The 22,792-nt window shown below is 69.2% G+C and carries 22 protein-coding genes; 4 read left to right on the top strand and 18 right to left on the bottom strand.

The window, feature by feature from the left end:
• Positions 1-3 precede the first annotated feature (3 nt).
• From ggt to rlmN, 4 genes are all read right to left on the bottom strand, one after another.
• A complete protein-coding gene (gene ggt, locus GGR33_RS01300; protein ID WP_183501574.1) occupies positions 4-1,761 on the bottom strand; it encodes a gamma-glutamyltransferase in 1,758 nt (585 codons plus the stop codon).
• A gap of 135 nt (positions 1,762-1,896) precedes the next feature.
• Positions 1,897-2,826, bottom strand: coding sequence for a transporter family protein (locus tag GGR33_RS01295; RefSeq protein WP_284212015.1), 930 nt, complete (start codon positions 2,824-2,826; stop codon positions 1,897-1,899).
• A 77-nt stretch (positions 2,827-2,903) separates the two neighbouring features.
• Positions 2,904-3,407, bottom strand: a complete 504-nt coding sequence (locus GGR33_RS01290) for a hypothetical protein (protein ID WP_183501572.1) — start codon at positions 3,405-3,407, stop codon at positions 2,904-2,906.
• Positions 3,407-4,699 carry a dual-specificity RNA methyltransferase RlmN gene (gene rlmN, locus GGR33_RS01285; protein ID WP_183501571.1) on the bottom strand — a complete coding sequence of 431 codons (1,293 nt, stop codon included), beginning with the start codon at positions 4,697-4,699 and terminating at the stop codon, positions 3,407-3,409. The genes GGR33_RS01290 and rlmN overlap by 1 nt, the downstream gene beginning before the upstream one ends.
• Before the next feature lie 204 nt (positions 4,700-4,903).
• Here rlmN and GGR33_RS01280 point away from each other — a divergent pair, with 204 nt between their 5' ends.
• Entirely contained in the window at positions 4,904-6,130 is a 1,227-nt protein-coding gene (locus tag GGR33_RS01280) for a GGDEF domain-containing protein (RefSeq protein ID WP_183501570.1), read from the top strand.
• Between the two features lie 99 nt (positions 6,131-6,229).
• On the opposite strand, the gene GGR33_RS01275 is transcribed toward GGR33_RS01280, so the two are convergent.
• From GGR33_RS01275 to GGR33_RS01255, 5 genes are all read right to left on the bottom strand, one after another.
• The gene (locus GGR33_RS01275; protein WP_246412704.1) at positions 6,230-6,661 is read right to left on the bottom strand and encodes a cytochrome c-type biogenesis protein; all 432 of its coding nucleotides are present in this window, start codon (positions 6,659-6,661) and stop codon (positions 6,230-6,232) included.
• An 80-nt stretch (positions 6,662-6,741) separates the two neighbouring features.
• A complete protein-coding gene (locus tag GGR33_RS01270) occupies positions 6,742-8,742 on the bottom strand; it encodes a heme lyase CcmF/NrfE family subunit (protein WP_183501568.1) in 2,001 nt (666 codons plus the stop codon).
• 97 nt (positions 8,743-8,839) lie between these two features.
• Positions 8,840-9,340: a cytochrome c maturation protein CcmE gene (ccmE, locus tag GGR33_RS01265; RefSeq protein ID WP_183501567.1), complete on the bottom strand. Its 501-nt coding sequence runs from the start codon at positions 9,338-9,340 to the stop codon at positions 8,840-8,842.
• Between the two features lie 145 nt (positions 9,341-9,485).
• On the bottom strand, positions 9,486-11,117 hold the full coding sequence (ccmI, locus tag GGR33_RS01260; RefSeq protein WP_183501566.1) for a c-type cytochrome biogenesis protein CcmI: 1,632 nt from the start codon (positions 11,115-11,117) through the stop codon (positions 9,486-9,488).
• Between the two features lie 180 nt (positions 11,118-11,297).
• On the bottom strand, positions 11,298-12,707 hold the full coding sequence (locus GGR33_RS01255) for a sensor histidine kinase (protein ID WP_183501565.1): 1,410 nt from the start codon (positions 12,705-12,707) through the stop codon (positions 11,298-11,300).
• Positions 12,708-12,785: 78 nt separating this feature from the next.
• On the opposite strand from GGR33_RS01255, the gene GGR33_RS01250 reads away from it, so the two are divergent.
• Positions 12,786-13,022, top strand: coding sequence for a type II toxin-antitoxin system VapB family antitoxin (locus GGR33_RS01250; protein WP_183501564.1), 237 nt, complete (start codon positions 12,786-12,788; stop codon positions 13,020-13,022).
• Positions 13,022-13,420, top strand: coding sequence for a type II toxin-antitoxin system VapC family toxin (locus GGR33_RS01245; protein ID WP_183501563.1), 399 nt, complete (start codon positions 13,022-13,024; stop codon positions 13,418-13,420). Before GGR33_RS01250 ends, GGR33_RS01245 begins: the two co-directional genes overlap by 1 nt.
• On the opposite strand, the gene GGR33_RS01240 is transcribed toward GGR33_RS01245, so the two are convergent.
• The 6 genes from GGR33_RS01240 to GGR33_RS01215 form a co-directional block, all read right to left on the bottom strand.
• The gene (locus GGR33_RS01240) at positions 13,421-14,092 is read right to left on the bottom strand and encodes a response regulator transcription factor (protein WP_183501562.1); all 672 of its coding nucleotides are present in this window, start codon (positions 14,090-14,092) and stop codon (positions 13,421-13,423) included.
• Positions 14,093-14,139: 47 nt separating this feature from the next.
• Positions 14,140-14,499 (bottom strand): PepSY domain-containing protein, encoded by a 360-nt coding sequence (locus GGR33_RS01235; RefSeq protein ID WP_183501561.1) that lies wholly within the window; start codon positions 14,497-14,499, stop codon positions 14,140-14,142.
• Between the two features lie 202 nt (positions 14,500-14,701).
• Positions 14,702-14,932: a hypothetical protein gene (locus GGR33_RS01230; protein WP_183501560.1), complete on the bottom strand. Its 231-nt coding sequence runs from the start codon at positions 14,930-14,932 to the stop codon at positions 14,702-14,704.
• 29 nt (positions 14,933-14,961) lie between these two features.
• Positions 14,962-15,315, bottom strand: a complete 354-nt coding sequence (locus GGR33_RS01225) for a hypothetical protein (RefSeq protein ID WP_183501559.1) — start codon at positions 15,313-15,315, stop codon at positions 14,962-14,964.
• Between the two features lie 17 nt (positions 15,316-15,332).
• Positions 15,333-15,854 carry a hypothetical protein gene (locus tag GGR33_RS01220; protein WP_183501558.1) on the bottom strand — a complete coding sequence of 174 codons (522 nt, stop codon included), beginning with the start codon at positions 15,852-15,854 and terminating at the stop codon, positions 15,333-15,335.
• A 35-nt stretch (positions 15,855-15,889) separates the two neighbouring features.
• Positions 15,890-16,462 carry a lysozyme gene (locus tag GGR33_RS01215; RefSeq protein WP_183501557.1) on the bottom strand — a complete coding sequence of 191 codons (573 nt, stop codon included), beginning with the start codon at positions 16,460-16,462 and terminating at the stop codon, positions 15,890-15,892.
• A gap of 106 nt (positions 16,463-16,568) precedes the next feature.
• Between GGR33_RS01215 and GGR33_RS26185 the strand changes: the two genes are divergently transcribed.
• The gene (locus GGR33_RS26185; protein ID WP_281381061.1) at positions 16,569-16,691 is read left to right on the top strand and encodes a hypothetical protein; all 123 of its coding nucleotides are present in this window, start codon (positions 16,569-16,571) and stop codon (positions 16,689-16,691) included.
• Positions 16,692-16,704: 13 nt separating this feature from the next.
• On the opposite strand, the gene GGR33_RS25705 is transcribed toward GGR33_RS26185, so the two are convergent.
• The 3 genes from GGR33_RS25705 to GGR33_RS01200 all read right to left on the bottom strand — a co-directional run bounded on the left by GGR33_RS25705 (position 16,705) and on the right by GGR33_RS01200 (position 22,763).
• Positions 16,705-18,300, bottom strand: coding sequence for a DUF2793 domain-containing protein (locus GGR33_RS25705; protein WP_210301797.1), 1,596 nt, complete (start codon positions 18,298-18,300; stop codon positions 16,705-16,707).
• Between the two features lie 123 nt (positions 18,301-18,423).
• A complete protein-coding gene (locus GGR33_RS01205) occupies positions 18,424-22,290 on the bottom strand; it encodes a baseplate multidomain protein megatron (RefSeq protein WP_183501556.1) in 3,867 nt (1,288 codons plus the stop codon).
• Positions 22,278-22,763 (bottom strand): NlpC/P60 family protein, encoded by a 486-nt coding sequence (locus tag GGR33_RS01200; RefSeq protein ID WP_183501555.1) that lies wholly within the window; start codon positions 22,761-22,763, stop codon positions 22,278-22,280. The genes GGR33_RS01205 and GGR33_RS01200 overlap by 13 nt, the downstream gene beginning before the upstream one ends.
• Between the last annotated feature and the right edge of the window lie 29 nt (positions 22,764-22,792).

The raw sequence follows: 22,792 nt of genomic DNA, 5'->3' as shown, positions 1-22,792 counted from the left end.
GGCTCAGTAGCCGTCGGCCAGAGTACCGCGCTGACGCTGGTCGGAGGCTCCGGCGAGCAATCCTTCGTCGAAAATCACCGAATTGGCCGAGCCCGACGGCGCCCCGACCTTCACTTTGTAGCCCTGCTGCGTGAGCAGGGAGACGGTATCGGGCGAGATGCCCTCCTCCACCATCAGCACGTCGGGCTGCCATTGGTGATGGATGCGCGGGGCGGCGACGGCCTCCGCCAGATTCATTCGGAAATCCAGCACGTTGACGATCACCTGCAGCACGGTGCTGATGATGCGGCTGCCGCCGGGGCTCCCCGTCACGAGGAACAGCTTTCCGCCGCGAAACACCATAGTCGGCGTCATCGAGGAGAGCGGGCGCGCACCCGGCGCCACGGCATTGGCCTGGCCACCGACGAGCCCGTAGGCGTTGAGCGCCCCGGTCTTGGCAGAAAAGTCGTCCATCTCATTGTTCAGCAGCACGCCGGTGCCCTCGGCAACGAGGCCGATCCCGTAGGAGAAGTTGAGCGTGTAGGTGTTAGCCACCGCATTGCCCTGGGCGTCGACCACCGAGAAATGCGTGGTCTGGTCATGCTCGAAAGGCAGCGGATTGCCGGCCTTCACCTCGCCGGCCGGGCGCGCGCGGTTCGGCTCGATCTGCTTGCGCAGGGTTTCGGCATAAAGTTTCGAGATCAGGCCCTCGACCGGCACCTTCGTGCGGGCCGGGTCGCCGAGCCAGGTGGCGCGGTCGGCATAGGCCGGCTTCATCGCCTCGGCGAGGGCATGAATCGCCACGGCACTGCCGGCGCCCATGCCGGCCAGATCGTAGCCCTCCAGGATGTTGAGGATCTCGATGAGGTGCACGCCGCCCGAGCTCGGCGGCGGCATCGAGACGATGTCGTAGCCGCGATAGGTGCCGCGCACGGGCTTCCGGGTCTCCGGCCGGTAGCTGGCGAGATCGGCGGCTTTCATGATGCCGCCGGCGCCTTGCACGGAGGCGGCGATCCGCTCTGCGATGTCGCCCGTGTAGAAGGCGTCAGGCCCCCTCTCGGCAATCGCGTGCAGGGTGCCGGCGAGATCCTTCTGCACGAGCATGGCACCGCGCGGCAGCACGCGGTCGCCGTCGAAAAAGACCACGCGGCTCGACGGCCATTGCCCGAGCAGGCCCGAGGCGCGGGGGAGGGAATCGGCAAGGCCGGATTCAACCGGGATCCCCTCTCGCGCCAGCTTTTCCGCAGGCTCGATCAGTTGTGCGAGCGTGAACTTCTTGGAGCCGTAAAGCCGGTGCGCCTCGGCAAGGCCGCGCACGGTGCCGGGCACGCCGACCGCCTTGCCGGTGCGGGTCGAGGCAGCCTTGTCGGGCTCGCCTTGCGCATCGAGGAACATGCCTTCGGTGGCCGCGGCCGGGGCAGTCTCGCGATAGTCGATCGCCACGGTCTCGTTGCGGTCGGCCAGATGCACCAGCATGAAGCCGCCGCCGCCGAGATTGCCCGCCCGCGGCAATGTCACGGCGAGGGCGAAGCCTACTGCGACGGCCGCATCGACCGCGTTGCCGCCCTGCTTGAGGATGTCGACGCCGATCCGCGTGGCGTGCTCCTCCTGCGAGGACACCATGCCGTGGCTCGCCAGAACCGGCAGGATGCGCGCGTCTTCGGCCTGGAGCGGCACGGTACCGAGGGAGCCCGGCGTCGGGTCCGCCTGGGCGAGAGCCGGTTCGGCGAGCAGAACAAGGCAGGCGAGAGACGCGGCGAAGCGGCGGATCACGGTCGGCATGCGGATGACATAGCGCAGGATGCCCAGGAAGCGCGCGTCGTGCGCTGACCGAAGGGGGAAAGCGGCGAGCCGTCATCAGCCCGCCGCCCAGCTGTCGCGATGGAAGGCCCGTCACGCGTCCGGGTCAGCTAGGCCCTACGGCTGATTGCGGGCGAGGAGACCGCCCATCGGGCCGCCAGGCTCAGTCTGCTTGTAGAGGAAGAAAACGCCCCGCAGCCACGCGCGGGTATCGTAGCCGCCGTAATTCCGCTCGACGACGTCGCGGGTCACGAAGCCCTGGATGAAATAGTCGCCGAAATTGTAGCCGACGAGGCCGCCGACGGCGATCTGGCCCTGGTGACGGTAACCGGGGCGGTTCGTCGGCAGATCCGTCGAGCCGAAAGCGACGGGTCCGAGCTCCCACTTGCCGAACTTCTTCGTCGCCGTGACGTCGAGGTTGAGGAAGTCCGGGTAGAAGGCGCCCTGTTTGTTGGTGGCGTCGAAATACGTCCCGTAGAGGAGGTTGCCGGTCAGGTTCCAGCCGTCGCCGTTATAGGTGGCGGCGAAGCGCTGCTGCAGCGAACCCTGGTTGATCACGAATTGTGTGTCGACGGGCAGATAGCCGCCGAGCAGGTAGCTGACGCTGAAATCCGGGCCGATCTTCCAGGCGAGCTGGGCTGCCACCAACGGCACGCCGATGCCGCTCTGATAGCGGCCTCCGGCAGCCGGGCGCGTGGCCACGACCGGCTGGATGAAGATCATGTGCAGACGGCCACCGAAGAGGTGCACGCCCGGTACCCAGACCAAGCCCGGCAGGTTGATGTTGTTCTCGGTCCGGTTCGGAGCGGTGTCGCGGATGCCGAAGCTCGAGGTGTCGAGCAGGATGAGGCCGATCGGCAATTGAGCGCCGGTGGGGAGGCCCAGCGTCTGGCCCGGCTGGGCCGCCGAGGCCGCGAGTGCCGAGGTACCGCTCGCCATGGCGAGGGCCAGCGCGGCAACGATCGTCGTGTTCGAGGAATGCATCCGAAAGCCGATCTCCGAGGGCCGGTTCGGATCGCCATGATCCTTCGCCGGCAAGGGGGTCACGTCATTCGGACGGCCGATGCGGTGGACTTAATTCGTGCGCTTTGGGAAGGGCTTAGGGCTGTTGTAGTTGGGCGACATCAGGGATGAACGGGCGGGGTTCGTTCGTCCACGGTGCTGCGTCCGGCGATCATCCAGTAGACGAGCCCCGACACCGCGCCGGTCAGGAAGAGCACCACCATCACCCGGCCCTCAGCCACGAGCGCGCCTTGCCCCGAAGGCGGTTTCACGCCGCCGCGGGCGATCCAGGGCAAAGCGGCGGTGAGGAGACCGGTGGCGCCGCCGTACCAGGCGAGGGCCCTGAGACGGAGCGTCTCGCCGATCAGCGCGGCCAGGGCCGGCGGCAGCAGCAGGAGCGTGGCGAGCGCCTTGAGGAAGGCGATCACCGCTCCGATCGCGACATCCGGCGGAAGGCCGGCGGCGATGTCGTCGATGCCCTCGATGATGCCGATCAGCCCGAGCGCTCCGATCGTGTCGCGCGAGACCGGATCGAGCAGCACCCCGGCCGCGAGGACGAGCGCGCCGCAGGGCACAGCGAGGACGAGCGCGAAGGCTCCGAGGAAAAGCCGGCCGAGGAGCCGCATCAATCGTCCGTGTCGGAGCCCGCGTAGACGGCTTCCGCGCCCATGCCCTCTTCGAGCATCATCCGGGCGCGGGCGCGCAGCTTCTCCGTCTCGCTCTTGAGCTGGCCGCAGGCGGCGAGGATGTCTCGGCCGCGTGGAGTCCGCACCGGCGAGGCATAGCCCGCGTCGAAGATGATCTGCGAGAAGCGCTCGATCCGACTCCAGTCCGAGCAGGCATAGACGCTGCCGGGCCAGGGGTTGAACGGGATCAGATTGATCTTGGCCGGAATGTCCCTGAGCATCTCGACCAGCTCGTAGGCGTCGTCGTCGCTGTCGTTCACGCCCTTCAGCATCACGTATTCGAAGGTGATGCGGCGCGCATTGCTCAGGCCCGGATAGGTGCGGCAGGCATCGAGCAGGTCGGCAATCGGGTATTTACGGTTCAGCGGCACCAGTTCGTTGCGGAGTTCGTCGCGCACTGCGTGCAAGGAGATCGCCAGCGAGGCGTGCGACTCGTCGCCGAGACGGAACATCTGCGGCACGACGCCGGAGGTCGAGACGGTGACGCGACGGCGCGAGAGGCCGATGCCCTCCTGGTCGGTCATCACCTGGACCGCGTCGATCACCGCATCGACGTTGTAGAGCGGCTCGCCCATGCCCATGAACACGACGTTGGTGACGAGACGCCCGGCCTCGCCGGTCGACCCGGCATTGCGCACGGGCTCCTGGCCCGGCCAGTCGCCGAGGCGGTCGCGGGCGAGGATGAGCTGAGAGACGATCTCGGCTGCCGAGAGGTTGCGTACCAGGCGCTGGGTGCCCGTGTGGCAGAAGGTGCAGGTGAGCGTGCAGCCGACCTGGGACGAGACGCAGAGCGTCCCGCGATCCGGGCCCGGGATGTAGACGCACTCGATCTCGGCGCCGCGATTGTGCTCCTGCACGTTGGTCGGCGCCATGCGGATCAACCACTTGCGGGTGCCATCGCGAGAAATCTGCTCGCTGACCACCTCGGGCCGGTCGAGGGTGAAGCGCTCGGCGAGCTGCGCCTTCAACCCTTTGCCGACATTGGTCATCTGGTCGAAGGCGCTCGCGCCGCGCAGGTAGATCCAGTGCCAGAGCTGGCTGCTGCGCATGCGCGCCTCGCGCTCGGGCACGCCGATGCCGAGCAGGGCGTCCTTGAGGCCCACGCGGGTCAGGCCGACCAACGAGGTCTTGCCGCCGAGCGCGGCCGGCTCGGGGCGAAAGTCGGGCGTCTTCTCGATCGGAGGAATAGCACCGGGCTCACGCCGGGCGCTGTCGAACGACGCCGTCGCCATGACTTGATGTGACCTTGGGAAATGCGGAACGGCGTCCGTATAGGCGATCTCGGACACGAACGCGACTGCCGCCGGCTCGGGGCGCCTCTGCGCGCGCGGCGATTGGGACGAAATACCTCCCGGCGCCCGAGGGTTAACCTGATGGAAACGCTGAATTTGTAAGGTTGTCTCGCCGGACGTGATCCAGGAGCCGCCACCACCGCGATGCTGCCGCTCATCGAAGAAGGCCTCACTCGGCCTTGGCATCGCCTTCGGCTGCCCGCCCCTCTGGAGGCGCGCTGGGCCACTCAGGGCCGCGCGGCCAACGCGCGGCGCATCCGCTCCTGGCTCCTCGTCTTCATCCTCGTCAACGTGATCTCGGTGAAGGTCGATCTCGATCTGTTCGGGCCCGAGGCCGTCGCCATTCCCGCGGCGTTGACGCTCGGCGTGCTCGTGCCGATCACGTTGCTGGCGATCTTGCTCCTCAGGAAGGAGCCCTCGCCACGCCGGCAGCTCGGCGCTGTGCTCACGGTCAGCCTCGTCGCCATGGCCGTCACGCTGAACAGCGCCTGGATCGTGCCGGGGCCGCATGGGGACGTCTATTCGATCCTCGCGGCGATCATCCCGCTCGTGGTCGGCATGATCGCGCCGCTCTCGTTCCGGCACGGCATCATCTACTGCGCCGCCTGCTTCACGCTCTATGTCGGCGCGATTGCCGGCTTCGGCCTCGGCGATCACGACGGGTTCGGCGTGCCGATGCTGGTGGCGAGCCTGATCCTGGTGCCGCTGAAGCTCACCTACGCCCAGGAATGGGAGACGAAGCAGAGCTTCCTGCTCGGCCTGCGCGAGCGGATCCAGGCCGATGCCCTGGCCGAGGCCAATTCCCGGCTGACCGTGCTGTCGGAGACCGATGCCCTGACGGGCGTCGCCAACCGCCGCCTGTTCGACCAGCGATTGGTCGAGGCCTGGATCGCCGCAGGCCGCGAGCGGGCCTGGCTCGGCCTCGCCCTCGTCGACGTCGATCACTTCAAGGCGTTCAATGACGCCGCCGGCCATGCCGAGGGGGATCGTTGCCTGCGCCAGGTCGCATCGGCGCTGCAGCAGGCGCTCGCATCACGCGTGGGGCTGGTGGCGCGGTTCGGCGGAGAAGAGTTCGTGGCCTTGCTGCCCGGCGCAACGCCCGAAGCGATGATCGAGGCAGGACAGGCGCTGCACGATGCGGTCACCCGCCTGGGGCTGCCTCATCCCGGCAGGCCCGGAACACGGCTCAGCGCCAGCGTCGGGGTCACCGCGATGCACGGCACGACGCATGTGCTCGGCGTGACGCCGGCAGGGCTCATCGAAGCGGCGGATCAGGCCCTGTACCGGGCCAAGCATGCCGGCCGCGACCGCGTCGAAGCCGCCTGCCCGGACCTCGTCTTGCCCGAGACGGCCTCGGCCCGGGCCGCCTAGCGCAGCATCCGACCTGATTGCATCAGGCCGGCGGCTCTAGGTCTTTGAATTGACGCGCTTTCCTTCGACGAACCGGCATCGACTTCGTCGGAAAGCGCTCTATCGCCGATCGAGGAGCGCTTCGACTTCGGCCTGTTCGGCGGCGGACAGACCCGCTGCCTTCTCCGGCGCGCGGCGGCGGGACAGGCGCCAGATGCCGAAACCGCCGAGCAGCACCGCCAGGAGTGGAGTCAGCCAGAGCAGCAGCGTGTGCCAGGCGAAAACCGGCTTCAGCAGCACGAACTCGCCGTAACGGGCCACGACGTAGTCGACGACTTGGCGGTCGCCGTCGCCGGCAGTGAGACGCTCGCGCACGATCACGCGCAGGTCCTTGGCAAGCGGGGCGTCGGAATCATCGATCGACTGGTTCTGGCAGACGAGGCAGCGCAGGCCTTCGGAGATGTGCCGGGCGCGGGCTTCGAGAGCCGGGTCCTTCAAGACCTCGTCGGGTTGGACGGCGTGGGCTGGGAAGACGCTGAACGTCAGAAGCATCGCCAGTATGATCGACCGCGCAAACCCTCCCCCCTCTGCGGGGGAGGGAGGGTTTACGCGGCGAGAAACTGCGAAAAAAATCATTCCGCCAGCACCGCATGCGGCGGCAGCTTCGCGCGCGCCTTGGCCGGGGCACCGACGCGGATGCGACGGTCGGTGAGGGAGACCGCGCCGCCGAGCGCCATCACCACGGCGCCGAGCCAGATCAGCAGGACCAGCGGCTTGTAATAGAGCCGCAGGCCGATCGAGCCGTCCGGCATGACCTCGCCGAGGCTGGCATAAACCTGGCTGACGCCGATGGTCTTCAGGCCGGACTCCGTCACCGACATTTTTCGCGATGGATAGAAGCGCTTACCGGTCTCGACCGGGCCGACCATGTCGCCGGAGGCGGTGCGGAGCGTCAGGAAGGCAGCGGTCTCTTCGTAATTCTCGCCAGTCTGCGGACCGACCTTGTCGAGGGTCGCGACATAGGGCCCGACGGCGAGCGTGCCGCCCGGCCTCAGCGTGGCGAGCCCCTCCACCGCCCAGCTCTGGGCTGCGATGCCGATCACCACCACGCCGACACCGGCATGGGCGATCGCCGTGCCCCAGGCCGAGCGCGGCAGGCCGGCGGCGCGCCGCCAGATCGTGCCGAGGTCTCGCGCCCGGCTGGCACCGTAGCCGCGAGCCCGCGCGATGATTTCGAGCGCCGAACCGATAATGAGGTAGGCGCCGAGGCCGATGGCGACGGGCGCCATCACCGGGCCGCCCCAGGTGAAGGCCGCCGTGCCGATGGCGACGACGAAGGCGAATGCGAAGGCTGCGAACAGGCGCTGCGCGGCGGCGGCGACGTCGCCCCGCTTCCAGGCGAGCGACTGGCCGAAGGGCACGATCAGCAGCAGCGGGATCGCCAGCGGCACGAAGGTCCAGTTGAAGAAGGGCGGCCCCACCGAGATTTTTTGGGCCGTCAGCATCTCCAGCAGCAACGGGTAGAGCGTGCCGACGAAGACCGTCGCGCAGGCCGCGACGAGAAAGAGGTTGTTCAGGACCAGGGCGCCCTCGCGCGAGATCGGCGCGAAAAGGCCGCCCTGGCGCAGCATCGGCGCGCGCCAAGCGAACAGCGTCAACGAGCCGCCGATGAACAGCACCAGGATCGCCAGGATGAACACGCCGCGGGTCGGGTCGGTGGCGAAGGTGTGGACCGAGGTGAGCAGCCCCGAGCGCACGATGAAAGTGCCGAGCAGCGACAGCGAGAAGGTCAGCACCGCGAGGAGCACCGTCCAGACCTTCAGCGCGTCGCGCTTCTCCATGACGACGGTGGAGTGCAACAGCGCCGTGCCGGCGATCCAGGGCATCAGCGAGGCGTTCTCGACCGGATCCCAGAACCACCAGCCGCCCCAGCCGAGCTCGTAATAGGCCCAGTAGGAGCCCATCGCGATGCCGAGGGTCAGGAAGACCCAGGCGGTTAGCGTCCAGGGCCGCACGGCCCGCGCCCAGACGGCGTCGATGCGCCCGTCGATCAGCGCGGCGGCGGCGAAGGCGAAGGTGATCGAGAAGCCGACATAGCCGAGGTAGAGCAGCGGCGGATGCACCGCGAGGCCGAAATCCTGCAGCAGCGGGTTGAGGTCGTTGCCCTCGAGGGGCGCCGGCGCGACCCGATCGAACGGGTTCGAGGTGGTGATGATGAACAGCACGAACACGAAGGTGATCGTGGCCTGCACGGCCAGCGTGTTGGTGCGCAGAACCGGCGGCACAGAGTTCCTGGCCACCGCGACCATGGCGCCGAACAGCGACAGGATCAGCACCCAGAGCAGCATCGAGCCCTCGTGGTTCCCCCAGACGCCGGAGATCTTGTAAATCAGCGGCTTCAGGGTGTGCGAGTTCTCGACGACGTTCTTGACCGAGAAGTCGGACATCACGTGGGCGTAGGTCAGCGCGCCGAACGCGAACAGGATGCAGGCGAACACCCCGAGCGCCGCTGGCACCGTGGTCTCGCGCAGCGCCTCGTCTCCCGAGTACGTCGCCCAGACCGGCATCGCGATCTGGATGACGGAGAGGGCGAGCGCCAGTGCGAGGGCGAAATGGCCGGCCTCTACGAGCATGTGAGGGCGTCCTCGGTGATGTCGCGGCGTGCGAAAACCCTCTCCCCTCTGAATGGGAAGGAGGGGGATCCCAGGGAAGCGAAAGCTTTCAACGACATCACCGCTCGCTGCGCTTGCCGAGCAAACTGTCGGACCCTTCGGCCTTCGGCACCGGCTTACCGCCGGTCCCCTCCTGCCAGCGTCCCTGTGCCTTGAGGGCGTCGGCAACCTCGCGGGGCATGTAAGATTCGTCGTGCTTGGCCAGCACGGTGTCGGCGCGGAAGGTGCCGCCGGCGTCGAGCATGCCCTCCGTCACCACGCCCTGACCCTCGCGAAACAGGTCCGGCAACAGGCCCTTGTAGTGCACAGGGATGGTACCCTTGGTGTCGGTCACCGCGAAGTCGACGGTCTGGTCCGGGCCGCGCTTCAGTGAGCCATCGAGGACGAGGCCGCCCAGCCGGAAGCGCACGCCCGGCGCCACCCCCTGCGCGGCAACCTCGGCCGGTGAGCGGAAGAACACGATCGAGCCGCTCATCTGCCAGAGGATCAGCCCGACCGCGACGACGAGCACGGCCCCGCAGGCGGCGATCAGAGTCAGGCGGCGGCTCTTGCGGGTCACGTGTTCCGTCCCAGGGCACCGGCATGGGCGCGGCGAGCGCGCGAGCCTTGGCGTCGTTCTAAAGTGTTGGGTCCGGTTTCCGACGCGCGCGCCGCCGGGTCAAGGTTTCAGGCCGGGACCTATTGTCAGGGGGAGGCCCCCCACCTCAGCGTCCGACGGCGGCGGTCTTGAGGCTGAGGTCGCGTGCCAGTCCGTCGAGGCGCTCGATCGCGCTCCTGTCGGCACCGAGCGCCATGCGAGCCCTGTCGAGCGCTCCGGCGGCGGCTTGGCGGTCGCCAAGGGCACTGTAGGAGCGCACCAACCGCATCCATTCGTCGGCGCTGCCGCCCTTGGCGGACAAGCGCCGGTCGAGCCCTGCCACCATGCCGCGGATCGCCTTCTCGCGCTCGGCTGGCGGCATTGCCTGGATGGCGGCGGTCGAGCCGCTCGCCGGCGCGTCGGTCGCGGGAGCGCCCGAGGGCATCATGGCCGGGGCAGGCGCATCGGGTGTCGGTACGGGGGCCGCCAGAGCCGGCTTGGCGGTGGGGCCGGCATCGCCCTGCCGTCCCGGCTCGGCGAGATCGAGATCCTTGGCCTCGGCTTCGAGCCGGCCGCGGCCTTCCGCGTCGTCGGCAAGGGCGGTGCGGGCGCGTGCCAGGGCCTCACGCGCCTTGTCGCGCTCGCCGAGGACGCCGTAGGAGCGCACGAGTTTCACCCAATCCTCTGCGCTGCCGCCCTGCTGCGTCAGACGCCGGTCGAGTCCCTCGACCATGCCGCGGATGGCGGCCATGCGCTCGTTTGGCGGAAGGGATTGGAGGCCAGCGGCCGGGCTCTGGGCAGGCTTGGCCGCGTCAGACTTGGCCGCGTCAGAGTTGGACTCGTCGGGTTTCGGGCTCGCGGCTTTGGCATCCGCCTCGGCCTTCGAGGATTCGGCGGATGGCGCTTCGCCCTTCAGGCGAGCGAGATTCTGGCGCACAAGCCCCATCCAGGGGGCGTCCTCGGGGCCCTGTGCGGCAAGAGCTTCGAGGCGCGTGGCGGCGCCGCCTGGATTGCCGGCGAGTTCGTCTGCCCGCGCCAGGTAGAATTGCGGCTTGGCCGACTTCGCGTCGAGCACGAGGGCGCGCTCGAACAGCTTGCGCGCATGCGGCGAGACGGCGCCCTCGCCGGCCGCGACCAGCGCCTCGCCCCAATTCGAGAGCCGCTCGGGATCCTCACCCTGAAGGCGCAGCACCTGCTCGTAGGCGCGGGCGGCATCGTCGAAACGGCCGATCCGCATGTAGACCGGGGCGATGACCGCCCAGCCGCGGGCGTCGTTCGGGTTGCTGGCGAGCTTCGCCTCGACCTGGGCGATCGCCTTCATCACCCCCTCGCCGCCCTGTTGCGCCGCTTTGCGGTCGGCCTCGGTCTGGGAGGGGAGGTTGGGGGAGCCGTAGAGCCCGTAAACGACCAGCGCCACCAGCGGGACGGTGGAGAGGGCGAAGGCGGAAGCCGCGCGGCGCTGGCGCAGATGCGGCTCGGCGATCGGTCCAGCCTCTTCCGTGCGGCCCTCGCGGCTCGCCCTCAGCAGCCGGCGGGCGGCCTCGATTCGGGCGGCCTCGGCCTCGGATGGGCCAATCAGACCGCGCCCGAGATCGCGTTCGATCTCGGCGAGTTGGTCCTCGTAGAAGGCGGTCTCGGTGGCGAGTCCGGTCTCGGCGGTGCCCGCCTGCTCGGCCTTGCGCCGCCGGGCCAGCGGCCAGAGCAGGGCGAACACGGCCGAACCGGTCATGATCGCCAGGATGAACCAGATCGCCGTCATTCGACCCTAAACAGCCTTTCTTGGCGTCGCACGAGACGAGTCCGTCGCGCCTTTCCCACGCTCATCCACTCCGTCTGCGCCGGTGTGACCCGTCGTCGGATGATGCCTGAAGGCGGGCGAACCCGTCCGTGCCGCGAGAGGCGGCTTAGCACAGCACGCTAAGATCGTAACGGCGACGGACTACCGCTGGGCGGCGGCGGGCGCGTCCCCGGGGACCTCCAGGACCGCACGCAGCCCCCCGAGCGCGGCGGCTTCCAGCCGGAAGCGTCCGCGATAGAGCGCCGCGAGGTCGGCGACGATGGAAAGCCCCAGGCCCGAGCCCGGCTTGCTCTCGTCGAGCCGGCGCCCGCGGGCGAGCACGGCGGCGCGATCCTCCTCCGGCAGTCCGGGGCCGTCATCCTCGATGGTGATGAGGAGGCGTGTGAAATCGTGCTCGGCCATGAGGGCGGCCGCGATGGCGACCCGTCCGTTCGCCCATTTCGAAGCGTTGTCGACGAGGTTGCCGACCATCTCCTCGAAATCCTGCCGCTCGCCGCGGAAGCGCAGGCCCGGCGGAACCCGCACCTCGTAGGCGATGTCCTTGTCGCGATAGATCTTTCCGAAGGTGCGCACGAGGCCGGCCAGCGCCTGCTCGATCTCGGTGGAGGTGCCGAGCGTGCCGGCGAGCGCTGCCGCCCGCGCCCGGTCGAGATGGTAGTTCACCTGATCGCGCATCACCGCGGCCTGCTCCCGGATCTTTTCGGCCAGTTCCGGCGGCGCGTCGCTCGATCCGACCTCGTTGACGATGATCGAGAGCGGCGTTTTCAGCGCATGGGCGAGGTTACCGACCTGGGTGCGGGCGCGCTCCAGGATCTCGCGGTTGGTATCGATGAGGAGGTTGGTCTCGCTGGCGAGCGGTGCGATGTCGTGGGGGTATTCGCCGGGAATGTGGTCGGCCTCGCCGCGGCGGATGGCGCCGAGCGCCGCGCGCAGCCTCTTCAGGGGCGCCAGGCCGAATCGGATTTGCAGCAGGGCCGTCAGCGCCAGCGACAGGCCGAGCAGGCCGAAGGTCACCGAGAGCGAGAAGCGGAAACGGTCGACGTCGTTGACGATCTCGTCGGCGGGGCCGGCGACGCGCACCGTGTAGCGCCCGTCCTGGCCGACATCCACGTCGCGCTCGACGACGCGCAGCAACCTGTCGTCCTGGCCATGGCCGTAGCCCTGGCGGATCTGGCCGATCGTCGCGGTGCCGGCCTTGTCCGGGCCTTTCAGCGGTACGCCGACGAGGGAGCGCGACTGGCGTAGGTCGCGCGGCTTCGCATCCGGATGGCCGACCTGCCAGTACCAACCCGAGAGGGGCAGATCGAAGCGCGGATCGCCGAGCGCGAAGGAGCGCGCCTCCGGGTCGGGGCTGACGAGATCGGTGGCGAGGTTGTTGGCATAGACGAGCAATCGGCTGTCGAAACCCCGCTCGGTGTTCTCGCGATAGAGCGTGGTGAGGATCCAGGCCGCGATGACCAGGATCGCCGCGCTCGACAGCAGCGCCGAGACCGCGAGACGCACGCCGATCGAGCGGCGGCGCATGGGCAGCCAGGAGAAGCGGTCGGTCATGAAAGCTGCGTCGTCATCGTTGCGTTGTGTAGATCGAACGGTCGGCCTATGTACACAAGCGCTGCCCGAGGAACGGTCATGGCCCTACATATCCGCGACAAGCAGGCGGACCGCTTGGTCCGTGAACTCGCAGCGCGTCGGGGTATTCCGCTGACGGAGGCTGTGGCGGCTGCCGCTCGCGAAGCACTAGAGCGCGACGAGAAGACTCCGGATCTGTGGGAGCGGTTGCAGCCGTTGCTCGACAGGGTGGCGGCACGCGGATCGACGGGGCTCGAGGCGGACAAGGCGTTCTACGACAGCCTGAACGACGAGTGATGTTCGTCGACGCTTCGGCCCTGGTGGCGATCTTCAAGCGCGAGCCCGACGCTCCCGTCATGATCCGCCAAATCCAGGATGCGGCCGAACCCATCACATCGCCGGTCGCGATCTACGAAGCCGCAATGGCCATCGGCAGAACGTTCAAGGGCGGCCCGCGTGCCGCCAAAGGCGATCTCGATGCGTTTCTCGCACTCACTGGAATTCGCGTCGTCCCGGTCACGCCCGAGGATGCCGACCGGGCGCTCGCAGCCCACGAGCAATACGGCAAAGGCACCGGCCACCCGGCTCGACTGAATATGGGCGACTGCTTCGCCTACGCCGTCGCGAAGGGCCACGGGGTGCCGTTGCTCTACAAGGGCGAAGACTTCGTCCACACCGATCTCGGTGGGATCTGATCAGCCCTTCGTCTGCGCCCCATCGATCAAATAGCCCAGCCCACGCACGGTCTGGATCAGATCCACCGCGAGCTTCTTCCTGAGCCGCCCGACGAAGACCTCGATCGTGTTGGAATCGCGGTCGAAATCCTGGTCGTAGAGATGCTCGGTCAGCTCGGCGCGGGAGACCACGCGGCCGGTATGGTGCATCAGGTAGGAGAGCAGCCGGTATTCGTGGCTCGTGAGCTTGACCGGGTTGCCGTCGACGAAGACGCGGCCGGAACGGGTGTCGAGCACCACGGGACCGCAGGAGATCTGCGAGGTGGCGTGGCCGGCGGCGCGGCGCAGGATCGCGCGCACCCGGGCCATCAGCTCCTCCATGTGGAAGGGCTTGGTGACGTAGTCGTCGGCGCCGGCATCGAAGCCGTCGACCTTGTCCGACCAGCGGTCGCGGGCAGTGAGGATGATGACGGGGGTCTTCACGCCGGCCCGGCGCCAGTTCTGGAGCACGCTGACGCCGTCGGTCTTGGGCAGGCCCATGTCGAGGATGATGGCGTCGTAGGGTTCGCTCTCGCCGAGAAAGCCGCCCTCCTCACCGTCGAAGGCCGTGTCGGCGACGTAGCCCGCCTCCTCCAGCGCCTTCACCACCTGCCGGTTGATATCCCGGTCGTCCTCGACGACGAGCAGACGCACCTCAACCACCCCTCGTTTGGCGCCGCAGCGATCGCGGCGAACTCACGTTATTGTCCATGCACTTGCCCGGACTGGGCGTCCACCATCACCTGCACGAATTGCCCGTCCCGTCGCAGGGCCGTCAGCACGTAGACGAGGCCGGCCTCCTGCTTGCACAAGGTCGCCCGCTGGATCTCTGCACGGGGATAGACGCTGCGCGCCGCGCGGATCGCGGTGAGCGGCGGCACGACGCGCTTCTCGGCCACCGACTCGCGCATGTCGGCGGGCGAGAGACAATTCTCGATCCGGGCGACCGGATGCGTCTTGGGAGACGGACCCTCGGTCTCCTCGGCGAGCGTGCCGACGGAGCCGGTCGCGATCGCCGCGACGGCTGAGACGGCAAGCAGCAGGGCGAGCGCGTGATGCATGGTGCCCTGTTGTTGGGCCCAGGCACTGAATACGTGCTGAATGGTCCGTGCAGGCCGTGTCGGGAACCGTTTCATCCAGTCGTGCCAAATCACCGACGCCGCGCGGCCGGTGCCGCATGTCGGGATGAACATAAGGGTGGAGGCCTGCCACGGTTCCATGAGGCGGCCTGTCGCGCAGTCGGCGTCCACAGGGCCGGCCGTATCAGGCATCCGCGCCCAGCCGCTCGGCGAGGCGGATGAGATTGGCGCGGAGCGCGATGCTCGCGAGATCCTGCAGGTCGACATGGTCGAGGGCCGCCTTGCGCAGCGCCTGGACCGAGAGGTCGAAGGTGCTGCGTGCCGCATACAGGCGCGTGGTGGCTGCCGCGCCCCTGGCGCGGGTCCGGCCCCGCAGGCTGTCCAAGCCGCGGGAACGGACGAAGATGCGGGCCATGAACGTCTCTTCCTTCGAGATCGGCGCCGTCACGCCCTGCCGACGAGCCGGATCTCATTGATGCGCCTGAGGATCTCGTCGAACTTTTCCCGAGAGCGCTCGTCGCTGCGATCGACACCGCGGGCGATCTCGCTGGAGAGGCGGGTGAGATCCTCGAGCACGCGCGTGCGGCTCTCCAGGGCGGCCGCGACGGCGGCGTTGGTCTGCGAGGCGCGTTCCAGGGCCGTCGCGGTAGTGCCGGTTTCCTCGATCCGGGCCTCCAGCGCGCGCAAGTTTTCGCGGTGCAGGTGAAGGCAGGCCAGCCCGAGCAGCACTGCGACGATCCAGCCGGTGCCCCCGGCGCTGAACAACAGGCGGACGGCCTCCAGGGCGATGGCGTCCATGGCGGCCTCTGGCGTTCTCAGATGGCGGTTCGGCGGTTGAGGACGGCGTCGAGGCCGGGCACCAACGTGTTGCCGGCATTGGCCGTCGCCTCCAACGGCAGGCTGCGGAAGATTTTTTCGGCGATGCCGGTCGGGCCGCCGGCCGCCTCGATCAGCCAGGCCGGCGCCTGGTCGAGGGCTCGCTGCACGCCTTGGGCGATCACCGCCGACCCCACGGGGATCGTCAGGCTCTTGCCGCGAACCGCTCCGGCGACGGCGTTGAGGGCATAGTCGGCGGCATTGCGCACCATGCGCTCGACGAGCGTGGTGGTGACGAGGAAGCGCAGGGGGCCGGCCATCCGCGCCACGGCCGCGGTTGCCGCGGTCACGGCCAGGGGGACGAGGATCGTGCCGATCGTCTGCGCACCGGTGATGACGGCGTCACCCCAATGGACGGTGACGTCCGTCTCGGCGGCCTGCGCGGGAAGGCCTCCGGCGAGGATGGCGGGCAGCACGGCGACGGCGAAGCTACACGCAGCGGCGCCTTTTGTGATGGACATGGTGATCTCCTCGGGTTGCAGTTGGAAAGGGCGCCTTAGCCGGGCAGGCGGTCGCGCAGCTGTTGCCACAGGCGGCCGAACATGCCGGGTGGGCTGACGGGCAGCGGTCGGGCAGGGTCGAAAGCCGTCGGCAGGGCGACGGGGCGCGGATCGCTACGCCGGGCCTTCGGCGGTGCGCTGGCATAGGGCGTGCGGAATTGGTCGGTTTCGGCCTGCCGCCGCGAGAGGATCTCCGGCGGCTTTCGCCAAGCGAGGATCGCCTCGGCCGCGCCGGCTCGGTCGCCGGTATTGAGCCGGCGCAAGAACGTCGAATTCCGGAAGCCTGCCACGCCGATATTGAAGGCGATGGAGATCAGCGCGTCGCGCTCGTGGTCTTCAACTGGTACCGTGACGCAGGACAGGATCGGCAAGGCATGACCGGCGAGATCCTCCAGGAAGAGCGCGTCGGCCTGGCCCTGCGTGATGCTCTGCCCGAGCCTGACACCGCGGGTATGCCCGTAGCCGATGGTCGGCACGCCGACGCTGTCGCGATAGGCCTTCAGCCGCACGCCTTCGCGCGCCTTCAGCACCGCGATGCCGAGCGGCGTCATGATCGCCGATGCGGTCATGGTCAGTCTCCGTGATGTCAGGGGAAGCGCGAGATCGGAAAGAGACTTCCGAAATCTTCGGGCAACACGAGCGGGTTACGCAGGCAGCTCGATCGGGAGGAAACCGATGACGCCGGAAGACAAGCGGTGGGACCGCGCCGTCTGGTCGCTCGATGCTGCGGCGGCCGTGATCGTGGCCAGCCTCTGCTTGATGCTGTGTATGCTCGTAGGCCTGCGCTGGGTCGGCTGAGGCCGCGGAATACTCACGCCAACTGTCGGCCGGCGAAGAGGGAATCGCTCGCGGCCACGTAGCCGTCCGCGCCCGTGAAGCGCACGAAGACCTCGACCGTATCGCCCACTGCGAGCGTCAGAGCCGAGGACAGGCCGAGGGTGGTGACGCCGTCGACGAGCGTGCCGGTGGCCGAAGCCCGGCCCCGGCCGGCCGAACTGCCGTTTCGATGGACTCGCGCCTCGAAGGCGCTCGGCGCATTGCCACCGTTCGCCTTGAAGACCAGCGCGATATCGAACCCGTAGAGCCCGGCCTCCGGCGCGACGAAGCGGTTGCTGCCGGCCGAGAAGGCGCCCTGGTCGTTGCTGTCGGCGCTGTTGAACTGCACCTTCGTCCAGGCGGCGGCCGGGATGTAGTTGTCGAAGTTCGTCGCGGCGGCGAACTTGCCGAAGTTGCTGATCCGCGCCCAGGCCGCGCCGGTATGCCATTTCAGGGCTGTCGCGGTGCTGTCGGCGTAGATCTGGCCGAGGGCGAGACCGGTGGACGGAGCGGAAGCCAGCGGCGCAAGCTTCACCGCGCCGTTAGCTTCGGCGGAAAAAACTTCGGCGCTTCCGGTGGTGCCGGCCGGCGTGGTTCGGATCGCGACGCGGGTACCCTGCGCCGCATCGGTCCAGGTCTCGGCCGCGAGGAATGCGAGCTCCGCCCGCGCCGACCCGGCATAACCGGTGACCCCGTGGCCGAAGGCGGAGAGTTGGCCGAGGCTCGCTCCATTCGCCAGCGCCGCCGGCGCCGCCGCCGTGCCGCCAGCCGCGCGAAAACTGATCGTGCCCGGCGCAGCCACGCCAAAGCCGTCGAGCACCAGCCGGGCGGGTTGGCCGTCGGCACCGGAGACGCGCAGGACGGTCTGCGCAGGCGCATCCGGCAGCGCGCCGGGATGGGCGCTGACCTCAAGCGGAGCCTCGATCCGGGCGAGGCTCAGGCGGCCGGTCGCAGCGGAGGCGGTGAAGGCCGTCGAGAAGCTGGCGCCATCGGGCGAAACCTTGAGGCCGACATCGTCCGAGCCGAGGGTGCCGAGGAGCGCCCGCGTGGAAAAGCCGGTCTGGAACGTCAGCCCCGCATCCTTGCCCGAAGCCTGCCTGTTGAGCGTCAGGCGGATGTCGCCGGAGCCGGGCGTCGCATCGTCCCAGGAAAACAGGGCCGCCTCGGACTTCACGGCGAAGCGGTTGGTCGCGTCGGGGCTCGTGCCGATGCCGAGCCGCGCCAAGCTCTCGATCGCGGAGAGGCTGGCCTTGAGGCTGCTCCAGGCGGTGCCGGAGAAGACATAGAGATCGGCCTCGTCGACGAGATAGGCGAGCCAGCCCGGCCGCGGCTCGAAGCCGACCCAGACACCGTCCTCCCGGCGCACGATCTGGCCCGACAGGCCGGCCCAGGCTCCCGTCGGCATCGTCGCGGTGACGAGATAGCGGTCGCCCTCGGCCGGATCGGCCGGCGGAGCAGACAAGTCCTTGTCGAGGCAGGCGAGTTGGACGAGCGCATCGAGGGCAGACAGTGCTTGGTTGTGCGTGACGTGCTTCTGCGCCTGGGCCGCCGCGAGCAGCGGCAAGCCGAGACGGGGCGTGATGTCCGCCATCGGATGGGCTCCGTTTCGGGTGGGATCGGTTGGCTGTCGATCGATCGGTCCGTCGCGCATGTCCCCTCTCCCGGCGGGGAGAGGGGATGCGCGGAGCCGATGGGTGGGAGGTGAGGCGTGGTCTCAGGCTGAGCGGATTGGCACCCGCGCGCGGGTGGCAGGACCACGTCCGGCGATGCTGCTGATCTGGGCGACGGCCGCCTCGATCGTCGTCTGGACACTTCCGAAATCGGCGGCCTCGTCCTCCGCCGAATAGAACGCGTTCGCCGTGCCGGCGCTGAGCGAGCGGGCGAGGCCGCCGTCACTGCGAAAGACGTCTAGAGTGTAAGCCTCGCTCGCTTCGTCGAGCGGGATCTCGGATGGCTCCCAGGCATCGGCGTCGCGCCGCGCCCTGCGGATCCACGTGAAGCGGATGCCATCAGCCTCGCGCCGCGCCCGCAGATGGACCGGACGCAAGGGCAGGAAGACGGAGAGCCCCGCGCTCGCGGAAAACCCGATCACGGCAGGATCGCCAGGGTCGCGGTCGGCCGTCCCAACGCGATAGGCGAAGGCGCGGCCGGCTTCGTCGAGGCGATCGACCAGAGGCACCACGGCGCCGTCATCGAGCCGGACGATCAGCGCGCCGGCCGGCACGGTTTGCGACGCTGCGGCTTCACTGCCGGCGAGGCCGCGCATGAGTCTCGTCAGGCGGAAGGTGTCGGGGCCGATCAGCTCCGCTCCAGCCGCCGAGAGGATCTCGACCGTGCCATCGGGGCCGACGAGGGCGAAGGTGTTCGCACCGGCCAGCGCTGCGCCCTCGTCCACCGATGCGAAGCCCTCGGCATGGCGCAGCATCACGTCGAGGCGCGCGGCGCGGTCGAAGCGCCAGAGCGGGCCGGGTGGCAGCGGCGAAAGCGTGCGCCCGAGACAGGCCGGATGCTCCACGAGGCGCTGCACGGCGAGCGGCGCCCCGGCGCCGTCCGCGCGCCAGACGGCCATCAGGCCGGCCCACGGGTCGGCGGCGACCGCGAGGTATTGCAGCGGCACTGGATCGCCGCGGGTGACCGGCAGGTCGAGGGCGACCGCGAAGGGCGGGCTGGGCAGAGAGGGCGGTCCGGCGCGGGAGCGGGTCTCACTCGCCGCCGCGCTGCCGCCATCCGCCGTCATCACGGGCGCGCCGGCGGTCTCGACCGCGCGCCCCACCGGGCTGTCGCTGATCCGCGTGATGCGGTGGAGGCTACCATCGGGCAGGATCAGCCGGTCGCCGGGTTTCAGGTCGAGCCGGCGCGGGCTCACGGAAAAACTGGCGGTCTCGCGCGCGGCAAGCGCGGCATCGAGGGCTCCCTCCGCGAGACTCTGGGCGGCGCCGCGCCGGGAGACGATGGACGCCTCAATCCGGCTCTCGCGCCGCCGCGTTCCCCCTGGTCGCAGGGCGGCTGCCGTGGCACGGCGGTACTCGTCGCTCTCGCCGTCGCTGAATCCCACCTCCAGCGTGCGGGGCAGGGCGCCGTCCTCGGCGCGCACGCTGCTCAGCGGTGCGCTTCCGTCACCCGGCTCGACGAGATCGGCCGCCAGGAGGGCGACGGGCTGCGACGCCTGCGGACCCCGGATCAGCAGCCGCCCCGCCGCGACCGAGACGTCGAGGCCGAAGAGCTGGCACAGGCCTTCGAGCACGCCGCGGGCCGAGAGCGGCCGGTCGATCACGAATCCATCCACGAAACCGTCCGCCGCGATGGTCGTCGGCGCCGCGATGCCGAACGCGGCGAGGATGAAGGCGATCAGCCGGTCGAGCTCCTGGCCTTCGCTCCGTCCTGTGATCCAGTGACCGAGCGCCCAGTTATCCGCGTCGGACCAGACCGTGTCGAAGGCCGGGAAGGCAGGAAACGGCCGCGCATCCCAGCACCAGACGAAGATGCCATCCGGGTCGACCATGCGCAGCCCACCCTCCGAGAAAATCGGATTGTGAGCCGGCTCGAAACCACTCACCGCTGGGTCGAAACGAGAGAGGATAGCCTCCAGGCCGCGCACCTGGATCAGCTCGTCGCGGATGCCGCGGGAGAACGGCGGCAGCGCGTTCTCCGAGGATTTCGGGTCGGGAAAGGCGTTGGGGCCGTTGGTGCTGCGGTCCACCGCCGCCACGCCGATCTCGGTGAGCCAGATCGGCTTGGAGCCCGGCAGCCAGGCGGTTGTCAGCGTCTCGACGCCGCCGTCGCGCTCGATGTGAGGGTTCGACCACCAGGCGACGAGGTCCTTGGCCCGGTAGATCCAGGGCTTTTGGTAGGCGCCATCGGTGATCGGCGTGCGGGTCTGCGCGATGCGGTCGGCGTCGCTCGCATAGAACCAGTCGAAGGCCTCGCCTGCGCCGAGGCGGCTCTTCAGATAGGCGCGGTCGTAGATCGTGGGGCTGAGCGCAGCGTCGGCCTGCCCGTCGCCGTCGCGCCAGTCAGAGAGGGGCGGGTAATAGTCGATGCCGACCGCGTCGATCGCAGGATCGGCGAAGAGCGCGTCGAGGGGAAAGCGGATCGTCGCGCCGCCATCGCGGACATGGGCGCCGTACTCGGTCCAGTCGGCCGCGTAGACGAGCTTCACTGATGGCCCGAGGATGGCGCGTGCCTCCCCGGCGAGAACACGAAGCGCTTCGACCGCCGGGTAACCGCCATCGGCCCCTCGCAGGCGGGTCAGGCCCGGCAATTCGCTGCCAATGATGAGGCCGGCGAGGCCGCTGTCGCGCAGCAGGCTCGCATAATGCAGCACCAGCCGGCGGTGGCCTTCGAAGAACGCCGTCACCTGGATCGCGGCTTCCGCCGTGCCATCGGGCGAGCCGGGCAGGCCGGGGGCTGGGTCGCAGGCGATGCGCCCGCGCCAGGGATAGGCCGGCTGGCTTTCACCGGGGCGGTATGGATCGGGCAGGGCGTTGTCCGCCGGCACGTCCATCATCACGAAGGGGTAAAGCACGACCCCGAGCCCGCGCCGTGTCAGCTCGGCCACGAGGCGGACGAGCCCGGCATCGGACGGGGTGCCGCCATAGGCCGGGTTGCCGTCGACGAGTGAGACCCTGTCCGCCGTGAGACGGGTCAGGTCAGCGACGCTCCAGCTGTCGCCCGTGGTTTTCTTGGTCAGGCTGTCGATGCGCGGGGCGATGTCGCAGTGCCCGGCGCGCAGGTCGCTGCCGAACCAGCTCACCACCACTGAGACCCTTTTGAGGTTCGGGCAGAGCGCCTGCAGGGCGTCGAGGGAGGCCACCACGTCGCTGGCGTGGGGGAGCTGGAAGCGATTGGCCGGCCGCGTCGTGCCGAAATCGGCATCGACGGAGACGGGTGTGGGATCGAGCCCGAACTCGGTCGCTCCGGGGATCAGGCAAACCGCGCGAATGTGGCGCGCGATGCCGTCGACCGGCCGGATCACCTCGAAGGCGAGCTGCGGGATGCGGTTGCCGAAATCGGCGAGCGCCAGCCGCTCGAACACGACATAGGCGAGCCCGCGATAGGCCGGTGTGCGTGCCGCGCCCTCCTTGGCGACGATGAGCGGGTCCGGCTCCTGGTCGGCGCGGCCGGTATGGACGCGCATCGTCAGCGTGGTGAGGTCGAGCTCGCTGCCATCCGCCCAGACCCGGCGGATGAAGGCGATCTCGCCGGCGCAGATGCCCACGGCGATGTTGGCGAAATAGGCATAGCTCGTCGTGACCGTCTTCTGGCCAGAGCCCTTCGCGCCAGAGGAGGAGCGCTGCGTGCTGGTATTGGCCACTTCGAGCGGCCGCGTCGCCCAGATCAGCGTGCCGCCGAGGCGGGCTCGGCCATAGACGCGTGGGATCGGCTCGCCCTCAGTGGAGGTCAGGCCGGCGACGTCGCTCAGGCGAGGCCCCTCAACATAGCGGGTGCCTCCGCCGAACAGGGCACCGTCGATGAGCGAGCCACCCGCCGCGCCAAGCACCTTGCCGACGGCCGAGCCGATCGGGCCGCCGAGAGCCGTGCCGACGACCCCGCCGACCGTGCCAAGGATCAGGGTCGCCATGGGCCGTCTCCCTGAATTCCTTCGCCTGACGGCGCTCCGGGAAACCGGAACACATGCGCGCGATGCCGCCGCCACCAAGGCGTCAGCGCCACCTCGGTGACGGCCGCGCCGTCATGGGCATGGATCATCGTGCCGTCGCCCGTCACGATGGCGCAGTGCCGGGCCGGCAGATGCGCGCGGAAGGCGAAGAGTAAGACGTCTCCGGCCATGGGCTCACCGGTCTCCACCGCCACGAGATGCCGCCGCGCCGCCTCGACCAGTGGATCGGCCCCGCCGGGAGCGGATTCGGCCCAGCTCGCCGCATAGGGCGGCGGCGCCTCGGGCTCCGGCCCGATCACCTCCCGCCAGACGCCGCGCAGCAGCCCGAGGCAATCGCAGCCGATGTGCTTGAGCGACGCCTGGTGGCGGTAGGGCGTGCCGATCCAGGCCCGGGCCTCGGTGACGAGCGCTTGGGTGAGGGCGGGTGATGGCATGGAGGTGTCTCGATCGATGCGCGCGAAAA

The sequence above is a fragment of the Methylobacterium brachythecii genome, from assembly GCF_014196345.1.
GTDB classification, from domain to species: domain Bacteria; phylum Pseudomonadota; class Alphaproteobacteria; order Rhizobiales; family Beijerinckiaceae; genus Methylobacterium; species Methylobacterium brachythecii.
The sequence above is the reverse complement of the archived record's forward strand: the minus strand, read 5'-3'. Positions and strand labels throughout refer to the sequence as shown.